At 68.6% G+C, this 10,666-nt stretch carries 12 protein-coding genes; 4 read left to right on the top strand and 8 right to left on the bottom strand.

The genetic code is table 11. The features are described 5' to 3' along the window. Window positions 1–160: 160 nt before the first annotated feature. Window positions 161–592 carry a hypothetical protein gene (locus tag MKK75_RS13080; RefSeq protein ID WP_244042991.1) on the bottom strand — a complete coding sequence of 144 codons (432 nt, stop codon included), beginning with the start codon at window positions 590–592 and terminating at the stop codon, window positions 161–163. 68 nt (window positions 593–660) lie between these two features. Between MKK75_RS13080 and MKK75_RS13075 the strand changes: the two genes are divergently transcribed. Both MKK75_RS13075 and MKK75_RS13070 read left to right on the top strand, forming a co-directional pair. Continuing rightward, entirely contained in the window at window positions 661–1,242 is a 582-nt protein-coding gene (locus tag MKK75_RS13075) for a recombinase family protein (RefSeq protein WP_244042990.1), read from the top strand. A 137-nt stretch (window positions 1,243–1,379) separates the two neighbouring features. Continuing rightward, window positions 1,380–1,829 carry a hypothetical protein gene (locus MKK75_RS13070; protein ID WP_244042989.1) on the top strand — a complete coding sequence of 150 codons (450 nt, stop codon included), beginning with the start codon at window positions 1,380–1,382 and terminating at the stop codon, window positions 1,827–1,829. 130 nt (window positions 1,830–1,959) lie between these two features. Here the strand turns inward: MKK75_RS13070 and MKK75_RS13065 are convergent, their stop codons facing one another. Continuing rightward, window positions 1,960–2,853, bottom strand: a complete 894-nt coding sequence (locus MKK75_RS13065; protein ID WP_244042988.1) for an ImmA/IrrE family metallo-endopeptidase — start codon at window positions 2,851–2,853, stop codon at window positions 1,960–1,962. A gap of 5 nt (window positions 2,854–2,858) precedes the next feature. Then, window positions 2,859–3,173 (bottom strand): helix-turn-helix domain-containing protein, encoded by a 315-nt coding sequence (locus MKK75_RS13060; protein ID WP_244042987.1) that lies wholly within the window; start codon window positions 3,171–3,173, stop codon window positions 2,859–2,861. A 223-nt stretch (window positions 3,174–3,396) separates the two neighbouring features. On the opposite strand from MKK75_RS13060, the gene MKK75_RS13055 reads away from it, so the two are divergent. After that, the gene (locus MKK75_RS13055) at window positions 3,397–3,582 is read left to right on the top strand and encodes a hypothetical protein (RefSeq protein ID WP_244042986.1); all 186 of its coding nucleotides are present in this window, start codon (window positions 3,397–3,399) and stop codon (window positions 3,580–3,582) included. Between the two features lie 230 nt (window positions 3,583–3,812). Here the strand turns inward: MKK75_RS13055 and MKK75_RS13050 are convergent, their stop codons facing one another. The 4 genes from MKK75_RS13050 to MKK75_RS13035 are packed head-to-tail and all read right to left on the bottom strand — an operon-like array spanning window position 3,813 to window position 6,466. Then, on the bottom strand, window positions 3,813–4,205 hold the full coding sequence (locus MKK75_RS13050) for a hypothetical protein (RefSeq protein ID WP_244042985.1): 393 nt from the start codon (window positions 4,203–4,205) through the stop codon (window positions 3,813–3,815). A gap of 34 nt (window positions 4,206–4,239) precedes the next feature. Then, window positions 4,240–4,824 carry a DUF1376 domain-containing protein gene (locus MKK75_RS13045; RefSeq protein ID WP_244042984.1) on the bottom strand — a complete coding sequence of 195 codons (585 nt, stop codon included), beginning with the start codon at window positions 4,822–4,824 and terminating at the stop codon, window positions 4,240–4,242. Further along, window positions 4,821–6,263 (bottom strand): replicative DNA helicase, encoded by a 1,443-nt coding sequence (locus tag MKK75_RS13040; RefSeq protein ID WP_244042983.1) that lies wholly within the window; start codon window positions 6,261–6,263, stop codon window positions 4,821–4,823. The genes MKK75_RS13045 and MKK75_RS13040 overlap by 4 nt, the downstream gene beginning before the upstream one ends. 2 nt (window positions 6,264–6,265) lie before the next feature. Continuing rightward, window positions 6,266–6,466, bottom strand: coding sequence for a hypothetical protein (locus MKK75_RS13035; RefSeq protein ID WP_244042982.1), 201 nt, complete (start codon window positions 6,464–6,466; stop codon window positions 6,266–6,268). Window positions 6,467–6,666: 200 nt separating this feature from the next. On the opposite strand from MKK75_RS13035, the gene MKK75_RS13030 reads away from it, so the two are divergent. Continuing rightward, entirely contained in the window at window positions 6,667–7,413 is a 747-nt protein-coding gene (locus tag MKK75_RS13030; protein WP_244042981.1) for a hypothetical protein, read from the top strand. A 60-nt stretch (window positions 7,414–7,473) separates the two neighbouring features. Here MKK75_RS13030 and MKK75_RS13025 read toward each other — a convergent pair whose 3' ends face one another. Then, window positions 7,474–10,596, bottom strand: coding sequence for an AAA family ATPase (locus MKK75_RS13025; protein WP_244042980.1), 3,123 nt, complete (start codon window positions 10,594–10,596; stop codon window positions 7,474–7,476). Window positions 10,597–10,666 lie beyond the last annotated feature (70 nt).

The following is a 10,666-nucleotide window of genomic DNA, read 5'->3' as shown; positions in this document are numbered from 1 at the left end:
CAAGTCAGCACCGCGAACCTCGGCGAACGAGAAGCGAGATCAAGGCTCACGTGAAGCGGCAAGCGCGAACGAGGCGACCTAAGCGTCGCGGTGTGCCAACAGAGGTCGCGGCCCGAGGTCTGCGCATCCTGTAGAGGGATGGTGCGGTACTCGCTGGACGTCATCGGGCTTGCTGCACCGGCTTGATGCCAAAATTTCCCACTCGCGGGCGCGCTCGCGCGAGGCGGTCATGGCTAGCGCTCATCTCGGCCTCGAACGCTTCCATCTCCTCGTCGGTGAAGGCGACGGCGCTGCGCCACTGGTAGTGGACCGGGAGCGGCATGCCATAGGACGGTACTTTGTAGAGCCCGAACGCGTCGCGCCGGACTTCTCCGCCGTGGTCGACGATCAGACTGGCATCGAGCAGGGCCTTCAGCGTCTTTGCCGAGCAGCCCGGGGACTTGCCGCAGCCGATCCGGTCGAGGGCGCGGCGCTCGGCCAAGGTCTGGCCGGGATGGAACGCAACAGCAAGTAGCACGATCGGTCGTGTAGGGAAAACGATCGTTTTCCCGACAAAGCGAGGGAGTTGGTCGCGAGCCGCCTGGAACAGCACTGGTTTTGTCGGAAAAACGTGTCGGCTTTTCTATTGCCGGATATACGGCATTTTGGCACGATCCCGACATGCTCATCGGATACGCCCGCGTCTCGACCCTCGACCAGAACCTCGACCTGCAGCGCGACGCGCTGACCAAGGCGGGGTGCGAGCGCGTCTTCGAAGAGAAGAAGTCCGGTAAGGCCGGGACCAAGCGTCCGGAGTTCGAGACGGCGCTGGCCTACCTGCGCCCCGAGGACGTGCTAGTGGTGTGGAAGCTAGATCGGCTCGGCCGGTCCCTCGTTGAGATGATGCGAACTATTGACGGGCTGCGTGTGAGGGACGTGCACTTCCGAAGTATTACCGAGCAGTTCGACAGCGCCACTGCTCACGGGCGCTTCGCCCTGCAGATGCACGGAGCGATGGCCGAATACTTCATCGATCTCAACCGCGAGCGCACGATGGAGGGGCTAAAGGCAGCACTTGCTAGGGGCCGCAAGGGCGGCCGACCGAGGAAGCTGAAGGAGGCCGACCTGGAAGCAGGCCGGGCGATGCTGGCGGCCGGCACGATCAGCGTCGCCGACATCGCCCGGCGACTCGGGGTCAATCGGGACACCTTCTACAGCTACTTCCCGCGTGCCCGCGCCAACAGCGTTATCGACAAAGGCTGAGCCAAGCGTGGCGTGGCTGGTGTGGCGTCAGCGGCCTGCCTAGCTCAAGACGGCTCCGGTAGAAAGGCCATATGCCGACCTTTGATGCTGCCTTTTCCAGGATGCCCTCTCCAGATCCGTTCCGGTGCTAAGCTGACATGCCGATCAGTCGACCTGATCTCGCCTCTGCCCTGCTCGCAGCGGCCCACATCGCCGACCGGAGCGTGATCGCAGCCTTCATCGTTGACGCGGCGACCCAGCCGGCGCCGAACCCATTCCCGCAGACCAGCGCTGGCGCCGTGCGCCAGGTCTGGCGGCAGCGGGCGGCAGAGTTTGAGTCGTTCGAAGTTCAGGCGGCCGGCCTCTCCTGCCTGCTGGCAGTGGTCTCCAACATGCACGTGGACGAGGTGCTAGTGCAGGAGATCCTCCGGGCTGGACCACATACGGCAAACGTCTTTCACCGCGGTGATGTTGGCCAGATCATCGGTGCGGTGCTCTACGGCAAACCTGGTTGTGCTCTGCCGGCTCTTCCAGCACCGCGAGTTCTGCGCCGGGCTCCCAGAGCGCGCACACGCATCGCTACGGGGCAGCTCGACCTATTCGCATAAGACAGCTGTCGGAGATGGCGGACCAAGTGTAATCCGAGCAGCCTCTTACAGTGTGCCCCGAAGCGACTTTCAGCTCCTGGCTGTGAGGCCCAGGCATGCGAATTTCCTGCCCTCGCACGCGCGAGGCCGGCTACCGCCGCTTCGCCTTGAACCCGACGCGCCAGCTGTCCTCAAGCTGGCGCTCCTCGTCCTCCTCTTCCTCGTCCACGGTCTCCGCGTGCAGGAGCACGAGGGCGCAGCCGTCCCGCTGCACGTAGACCTGTTCGTAGATCTTGGGCGCCCTCTCGCCGCGCCTCACGTCGACCCACAGGTCGGCGACGCACTCCGCGAAGTCGCTGGCGACGCCGCGATCGTGCGGACCACGGTGCAGAAGCGATCTGGCGGGAACGGCCCGGCCGGGCGAGCACGTGATAAAAGGGAAGCTGAAGCTCTTATAGTTCCGCAGCAATACGCCGTCCTTAACGACGACTATGGCGATGTTCTCGCCGTGCTGCTGTACATAGGCGCGAGCCATCGCCTCCTTGCTGACCTTGTAGTCCCGCGCCAGCGCGGGGATGTGCTGAAGATCCGGCTCGCGGAAGCCGGACATGCTGCGCCGGAGCATGGTGGGCGGCATCAGGATGAGCGAGGAGAAGCGGTTGGCCTCCACCTCCATCCGCTGTCGCCGGTCACCTTCCTTGGGCTTGAGCCGAAGCATGTCCGCGCGGGAGCAGAGGAACTTGCCCGCCTGATCTGGGATGTGGAGCGGCATCAGGAAATGCCCGAGCTCGTGCCCGATGGTGAAGCGGCGGCGCTCCTCGACGCCCTTCTTCACCAGGATGATCCCTTCGGACCGGTCGGCGTCGGTGATCAGGCCGCCCTCGAAACCGTCCGTGTCGAGATCCTGGATCGCCATGATGTCGAGCTGGCGGCACAGATCCTCGATCGGCACCGGGATCGGCAGGTCCGGCTCGGCCTGTAGGATGAGTTTGACGAGGGCCTCAGGGGAGCCGACGTCGGCGAGATCCATCCGGCAGGCCGGCATCGACCCTATCCCCTCTTCGCCTTGAAGTGCTTCATCAGAGACAGGACGGTATCCCGGTCGGCCTCGCTGAGTTCCTTCAAGTCGCGATATAGAACCATTGCGCCTTCGTCCTCTGCCGGCGGCGTCTCTCCGACCAGATAGGCGACCGTCACGGAGAAATGTTCTGCAAGCTTCTTCAGCAGATCCATAGAAGGATTTTTGCTGCCACCGCGCTCGATCTCCCAGATGTGAGCCTTCGATGCCCCAAGCGCGTCCGCCAGTCCCTGGAGCGACTGGTTGTGCTTGACCCTCAGCTCCTTGATGCGAGCCCCGATGCTCATCCTTACCCCGTCCCTCACGCCGCGGACCTGTCCTGCGGCGTGTTCCGTGTACCCGGTTTGTTCACGGGTGCGAACGAGAGCGTACCGCTACACCTTAACGCGCGCAATCGTTCGATATGCCTATACGATTTCGGACGCCACGGTTGACGACACCGATCGTATGTTTTACCTATACAAAATCGGCCGCCCAGAGGGGGCTGGTTCGAAGATCGAGAGGTGAAAAATGTACGGTGCAGCAGTGAAGAAGGCGCCCATCGGGACACGGGTGCACACGGGCGACGCCTGCCCGGAGAGCGGGGTCTGGAAGGTGGACGGCTACCCCACCACCACGGCGCCGATCGCGAAGCACAACCGGATGCCGCCCTACGGTGGCAAGGCGGTGGTCTGGGCCCTGATCCAGTACGCCTGACCGATCGATCTGCTTGGACTAGAGGCCCGCTTCGGCGGGCCTTTTCCGTTTGAGCGGCCGGGCCTCTCGACCGCGGGCTGCACTGGCTCGGACGTCGCGCCGGCTGCCCATGCATGGAGTGCCCCAGCCTAGCCCATCGAAACCTCCGCATCAGCTCCGCGCGTGTTGCAGCGTGGGTCCCGCGCAGCAAGGCGTGCTCCGCGGCGGTCAGCCTAAGATATCCGTTACGATCAGGCGGCGTCCGTCAGCGTCAGGTCGGTCGGACCCTCGTCCGCGCCGACGCCGCAATCCCGCAGGACTTGGTCCGGCACCAGGGTGTCCGGCTGGTCCGGTGGAGGGCTGCTCCAGGGCCAGTAGCCCCGCCGCGCCTTCCAGCTCTGGACACGCTGGCGCCATTCGCCATCGGTGACCACGGCCCGCAGCGCCGACGCCGCCTGCACCTCGGGCCGGTAGTCGCGCCAGCAGCCCTGGTTCAGCCAGGCGTCCGCCGTCTTCACGAACTGCGTGCCCACCTTGCCGATCCGCGCCTGCTCGGCCGCGTAGGCCCGAGCGCCGGCGATGATGTCCTCGGGCGCGGCGCCCCGCCTGACCGCCTCCCGCCAACGCTGGCTCGCCGCGGTCACGGGAAACGCCGTGCTTCGCTTCGGGTAAGCCGCTCTAAACTCGGCGAAGCCGTCCGGCTCCCCCCCTCCGGGGGTCAGGGGGGAGTCTCCTCTTCTCTCCTCTTCTCTCCTCTCCTCTGCTCACCGACGGTGAAGCTCCTGCTCGAACCGGATCGTTCGACGGCAAGGGGTTAGAGGTGTTCACTCGATGCGCACCCGCGGTGCAGTCGAGCCCCACGCGACTCTCACCGGCAGTGTAGTCGAGTCCCACACCGCTCTCACCCGCCCCGCGGTCGGCGTCTCGACGCCGCGCGGTGCCGCCCTTCTCGCCCGCGATGCTGCGCTTGGCCGACAGTTGCGCACGATCCGCCAGCTCCGCGGACACGCGCCGGTTGGTCAGCTTGCCGTCGTCGGTGACCTGGATCTTGCCGGCGTCGGTCAGCTGCCGCACGAGCGCGACCGCCTTCACGTTGCCGCAGCGGAAGATCCCCATCAGGAAGCGGGGTGAGTTCGGCACGGGCCCGCCCACGTCGTACATGGCGTGGCACAGGCGCAGGTACGCCGCTTCCTGTTCCAGGCCGAGATCGACCGTGCCGATGTTCCAGGCCCGGAAATCCATCTTGTAGAACTCGCCCTTCATCGGCTCTTCTCCGCAAGTACGTTGCAGGCGACATCGCAGAAGCAGACGATCCGTCCCGTAGGTCCGGAGCGCTGCTTCAGGATCTCGATCTCAAGCTCATCCTGGGCGACGAACAGGCGAGCCTCCTCGGCGTCGGTCCGATCCGCCTTGTGCTCCAGGTAGTACGCCTCCCGGAACAGCCCGAGCACCACGTCGGCGTCCTGCTCGATCGAGCCGCTCTCGCGCAGGTCGGCGAGCTGCGGGCGCTTGTCCGGTCGCTTCTCCGCCTCGCGGTTGAGCTGCGACAGGCCGAGCACCGGGATGCCGAGCTCCTTCGCCAGACCCTTCAGCCCGGCGGAGATCTCGGTCATCTCCTGCACGCGGTTGCCAAGGTAGCGCTGCGACGGCTTGATCAGACCGATGTGGTCGACGACGAGTGCGGAAAGCGGCGTGCCTTGGCTTTCGGCCCGAACCCGCATCTGCCGGGCGCGCGCGGCGATCTGGCCGAGCGTCAGGCCGGCCTCCTGCTCGATCCAGAGCGGGACGTCAGCGCAGACCCGCTCGGCCTCCCGCAGCCGGTCCAGGGCGTAGGGGGACAGATGCCGCGCCTCGGCGATGGCACGATAGGTGATCGGCTCCCGTTCGCGCGGGTCGTAGGCGGTCGCGGCGAGCATGCGCTCGGACAGCTCGTCGGCGCCCATCTCCAGGGAGAAGAAGCCGACCGGACCCGAGCGCCGCGCCGCATTCAGGGCGACGTGGAGCGCGACTGTGGTCTTGCCCATGCCGGGCCGCCCGGCGAGCACGATGAACTGGCCCGGGCGCATCCCGAGCGTGTCGCGGTCGAGTCGCGGCAGGCCGTAGGGTACCCCTTGCGGTTCCAGACCCTGGCGGGCGCGCTCGATCCGCGCCAGGACGCCGGCCGTGCCATCCTTCAGGGTGACCCGGCGAGCGTGCTCGGCGAGGCCGGCGCTGACCACGCCGTCCAGGGCGTCGATCATGAAGGCGGCGTAGGGCGCCGGATCGTGCACCGAGCCCTCGCTCATCCGCACCACCGCGGCCTGCGCGGTCGCCAGCACCGTGCGCATCCGCGCGGCCTCGGCGATGATCCGGGCATAACCTGGCGCGCCGACGACGGTGATTGCGTCCGCCGCGAGGTTGCCGAGGTAGCGGCTGACGGGGACGCCGCCGAGGTCGGCATCGCTGAGGACGGCGGTCAGCAGCCTCCAGTCGATGTGCTCGCCGGCATCCCGGCGCTGGCACATCACGGTGAAGACCTGGCGGTGGACATCGTCGAAGAAGTCCTCGGCACACACGTGGTCGCGCGCGCGGTCCAGGGCTTCGGCGTTGCGGAGGATCGCGCCCAGGAGGGACTGCTCCGCCTCGATCGCGCGGGGCGGGGTGACCGGCTCGGCGGTCGGCGCGACCGGCAGGGGCCGCCGTGCGGCTGTGACATTCGTCATGGCTACCTCCTGTGATCGTCGTGGTTGGGGAAGGCGAGTTCGGCCAGCAGCGCGACCGTCGCGGCAGGACGGCGCAAGCGAGCACCGATGATCGCCCGCCGGAGGACCACCACCGGATCGTCCGGCTCGGGTGCCGCGCTCACACTCGGCACCGTCGAACCGGACACGCGACGGGTGTGCTGGGGGTGTCTGGACTGGCTCATCGACCGCGCTCCTGCACCCGGACCTCACCTCGGGCGGTGCCCCTCCGGGCACGGCTCTGCCGCTCTTCCCGGATCAGAAATCCTTGGAAGACAAACAGTTTGGGCCGTTTTGGGCTGGCGCCCGGCTGGTTCTGCGTTTATTGCAGAACAGGTCCTAACAAGTCATTTGCGAAATTATCCGAACTCACAGGGAACCCGACATGGCCCGCTTGCCGGCGCTGATCGACCTGATCGCCTCGTTCAGGGGCGGGGAGCGCAAGAACCTGGAGCTGCAGGCCCGGTTCCTGCGCGAGGCCGGCTTGCTCAGCCGCGGAAAGCGCGGCAGCGGCGCCCCGCCCGTGACCGCCGAGGACGCCGCGGTCCTGTTGCTCGCCCATCTGGCGACGACATCCGCCACCTCCGCACCGGACATCGTCCAGCGCTATTCCAAACTGAGCAACTACCTATATGAGGATCCTGAGTACGAACGATATTGGCCAAAATACAACCGGGCCAATCTCATGTTCTGGCCGATCTACAGCGCTAGAACATCACTCGATGCTCTCAAAACGATGATCATCGCCGCAGACAGGTGCTGGAATTTCTGCAGTGACGCCCTGGACCCCCTCGAACAGGAGAGGACAGGCTTGGCAGGCTTGGCAGGCTTGAAAGCGCTTGGCGAACGGCGCGAGGCATTCAGGGCGCGGCGGGCGGTGGTCACCCTCGACAAGGTCTATCACTCCCTGTCGATCGTCATCAACGATGTCTACGACCACAAGTGGAGCTACAAGCCGTACTATTCCGCGGATCACGACCCGGACGACATCTTCGCGGCCAGCACGTTCAGTCACCGCTGGGCGGAGTTCAATCGGTATGAGGAGGACGAGGACGATCCTCCGCTGTTCGAGACGGCCGGGGTCTCGGGCCTGTCGCTCTACAGGATCAACCAGCTCATCCAAACGCCGTGAGGCGCGCCGCGACCAGCCTGTGCCGGCTGTGGATTGAGCTCGCGCCTCCGCCGGCCGCGCTCAGAGCGTGATCTTGGTGTCCCGGGCGCGGCGAACCGAAACCCGCTGCGCCGTTACCGCCCGTGCGCGTGCCACATCCATCCGGTAGGCGGCCCTGTAGAGCCGACCGACCGCGGCGAGCGCGGGCCGGTGCGTCTCCGGCACGGAGACCGGATCGGCGGCGTCCCCGCGCAGTAAGGCGCGCGCTCCGGCCGCGCCGAGGCGGGCCTCGACCGCCGTCCGGAACGTTCGGATCTCCCGCTCGATCGCCTCCGGGACTGCCGCGCCCGATGAGGTGGTCCCGCCCGCCTCGCCCGTAGCCTGCGCCATCACGGTCTTGAGCGCCGTGATGGCCTCGCGCGAGAGCGCCGGGATCGCAGTCGCGTCGGCCTGGATCTGCGCCTCGACCAGGGTGCGGTAGACCTGCAGCGCGCGCGCTTCCGCCTCGGCCATCCGCGTCAAGCTCGAACCGAGCGCCGCCGCGGCGGCCCGTGCCGTCTGCCGCTCGCCCCGGGATCTGGCGCCGGCGAACAGGCCGGTGCGGCCCCGCAGCGCGCCGATCGCCTCCGGCTCCGCCGCGACCCGGCGCGCCGCGCTGGTGGCGCCGTCCCGCGCCAGCAGCGCTTCGAGCCGCCGCGTCGCCGCCTCCGGATCGCGGTAGGCCGACCGGAGATAGGCGGCGCGCTCGGTCGCGGCCCGGATCACCGCGGCATCACCCGCCACGGCCGCCGCCAAGCTCGCCGCGTCGAGGCCGCGCCCGAGGCTGTCGCGGCCCTCGCTGATGGACGGCGGGATCAGCACAGTCGGTTCGGAGCGGGGTCCCGCCACACGCGACCGCACGCCATCTCCACGGGAGTCTGCCTCCGCGCGCGCCGGCGTGGTGATGGTCGGGCGCGCCGACAGGGACCGGCGCTGCTCGGGCGTGAGCTCGTCCGGCGTGGCATAGGCTAGCGACGCCGCCTTCACCTCCGCACGGCCGATCTGCCGCGCCAGCTGGCGCAGGTCCGCCGCCGTCTCCGTGGCGGCGAACACTGTGGCGGTCATCCGCTGCCGCGTCAGCGCCACGTACGCCGAGGCCGAGCGCCAAAAACGTGAATGGAGTAGATAGGTGTGGTCGATCGAGCGGCCCTGGCCCTTGTAGATGGTTCCCGCATAACCGAGCCTGTAGCCGTCGAACTCGGCCGCCGACCACGTCACCACCCGCGTCGCTCGTCCCGCCGGCACATCGAGCCGCAGGCTGATCCGGTCCGCCTCGATCTCGACGATCACCCCGGCATGGCCGTTGTACAGGCCCGCCGCCTTCCAGGTCTTGGTGATCTGCACCCGGTCGCCGAGCGCGAACGCGCAGCTCCCGTGCTTCGTCGCGAACACGTGGTCGGGCCCGAGCTCGCCGCGCTCGCGCCGCGCCGCGCGCAGTTCCGCGTTGAGGGCGTCGACCTCGGCGTTGGTGTACGCGAACACGAAGCGCGAGGCGTTCGGCGCGGCGGCGCTGTCCCGCGTCCAGCGCGCCACCAGCGCCGCCATGGCCTCGTCCTGGCTCCGCGTCCACACCACCGCGTCGTGGCGCGCGAACGCCCGTAGAGCCGGCTCGAACCGGCCCTCGGCCAGGTCCTGGGCAGCCTCGCGCTGCCAGTCGACCCGCTGGCGCGTCACCCGGATGATCGTGGCCGCCCCGTGCGCCCGCACGAGCTCCGAGAAGATGCCGCCGCGCTCGATCGCGGCGAGTTGTCGGTCGTCGCCGGCGAGCACCAGCTTTGCCCCGGCGAGCCGGGCCTCGGCCAACAGGGTGCCGAGCACCCGCGTGTCCAGCATCGCCGCCTCGTCGACCACCACTAGGGTGCGTCGATCCCAGGCCGCACGTCCGTTCTTCAGCGCGAACAGCTCGGCATGCACGGTTCCAGCCTGGGCGAACCCATCCTGCAGAAGATCCTGCGCGACCGTGTTGGTCGGGGCGAGGCCGATCACTCGGTAGCCGGCCGCCGCGTGCGCGTCCCGGATGACCCCGAGCGTGTACGACTTGCCCGTCCCGGCGCGACCGATCACCAGCTGGAGGCCGCCCGCGCCGGCGGCGTGGGCGAAGGCCGCGCGTTGGTCGGGCCGAAGCGCTTCGGCGTTCGGTGCGGCCGACGAGGCGCACGCACCGAGAGCCTGGTGCCGCCCGGCCGCGACCACGGCCGCGTCCGCCATCGCCGCCCGCTCCTGGTCGCGCACGCTGCGGGTGGTGTAGCGCTCGACCGGCTCGCCTGTGTCCGGATCGTGCAGTGCCAGCACGTCTCCCAACCCGAGCACCCGATCCCGGATCGCCCGCCGCTCCGTCTCGTCCGGTAGGTGCTTGGCGAGGAAGCGGTCGAGCTCGCGCGCCGTGAAGGTTGCGGCATTGCGCGTCAGGGTCTCCAGAACCTGAGCGGGATCGCGCGCCGCAGCCACGTTCGCTCGCCGGATCTCCTCGGCCCGGACGTTCGCCGCGGCCTCCGGCGCGCGCATCCGTACCGGGCCGACGTGCTCGCCCGCCACCGAGGCCGTCGGGTCCACCCGGATGTCCAGGCCGTGGGCGGCGAAGTACGCGTTCTGGTGGTCGCGCCAGGTCGCGCCCCAGGCCTCAGCCTCGGCCACGAGCGGGCCGCCCGAGCCCTGCCGCACGTCGGGGTCGAGGTCGCGCGCCTTCTTGGGCGACAGCCCGGCGCCCTCGACCCGCCGGGTGGTGATCAGCAGGTGCGCGTGGTGGTTCGCCCGCTCGCCCTCGGCCTCCGCCGCGTGCGGGGCGTGCACGTCGAGCTGCACCGCCAGGCCCCGCGACACGAAGTGCGCCAACGCGAAGCTGCGCGCCAGCGCGATCCGGTCCTGCGGGCTGAGGTCAACGTCGGCCGGCAGCGCCAGCACGATCTCGCGCGCCACCTGCGCGTCCCGGCGCCGCTCCGCCGCCTCGGCGAGGTTCCACAGCGCGGCGGCTTCACGGAGTACCGGATCCGCGCCCGCGGGCAGCAGCACGGCGTGGTGCTCGGGCGCGCGCCGGTGCGCGAACGTGAAGCTCTCGCCGGTGCGGGCGTCCGGGATCAGCGTCCGGGCGTTGTAGGCGGCCGAGCGCGTGGCTGAGCCGCCGCTGGAGCGGCCGATGTACCGGGCTCTGGCGAAGGCGATGGCCACGCTTGAGATATGGTCAAGCTCGGCGCTGTTCGGAAGGCCTCCCGACGCGGCATTCGCCAGAATGCATATT

The sequence above is a fragment of the Methylobacterium sp. J-030 genome (genome assembly GCF_022829545.1).
Taxonomy (GTDB): Bacteria; Pseudomonadota; Alphaproteobacteria; order Rhizobiales; family Beijerinckiaceae; genus Methylobacterium.
The sequence above is the reverse complement of the archived record's forward strand: the minus strand, read 5'-3'. Positions and strand labels throughout refer to the sequence as shown.

Excerpts from the sequence above, each read along its gene's own strand:
- MKK75_RS13045 (WP_244042984.1), bottom strand. The coding sequence starts at position 4,824 with ATGAAGGGCGAGTTCTACAAGATGGATTTCCGGGCCTGGAACATCGGC.
- MKK75_RS13035 (WP_244042982.1), bottom strand. The coding sequence starts at position 6,466 with ATGAGCCAGTCCAGACACCCCCAGCACACCCGTCGCGTGTCCGGTTCG.
- MKK75_RS13030 (WP_244042981.1), top strand. The coding sequence starts at position 6,667 with ATGGCCCGCTTGCCGGCGCTGATCGACCTGATCGCCTCGTTCAGGGGC.
- MKK75_RS13070 (WP_244042989.1), top strand. The coding sequence starts at position 1,380 with ATGCCGATCAGTCGACCTGATCTCGCCTCTGCCCTGCTCGCAGCGGCC.
- MKK75_RS13065 (WP_244042988.1), bottom strand. The coding sequence starts at position 2,853 with ATGCCGGCCTGCCGGATGGATCTCGCCGACGTCGGCTCCCCTGAGGCC.
- MKK75_RS13075 (WP_244042990.1), top strand. The coding sequence starts at position 661 with ATGCTCATCGGATACGCCCGCGTCTCGACCCTCGACCAGAACCTCGAC.
- MKK75_RS13040 (WP_244042983.1), bottom strand. The coding sequence starts at position 6,263 with ATGACGAATGTCACAGCCGCACGGCGGCCCCTGCCGGTCGCGCCGACC.
- MKK75_RS13055 (WP_244042986.1), top strand. The coding sequence starts at position 3,397 with ATGTACGGTGCAGCAGTGAAGAAGGCGCCCATCGGGACACGGGTGCAC.
- MKK75_RS13060 (WP_244042987.1), bottom strand. The coding sequence starts at position 3,173 with ATGAGCATCGGGGCTCGCATCAAGGAGCTGAGGGTCAAGCACAACCAG.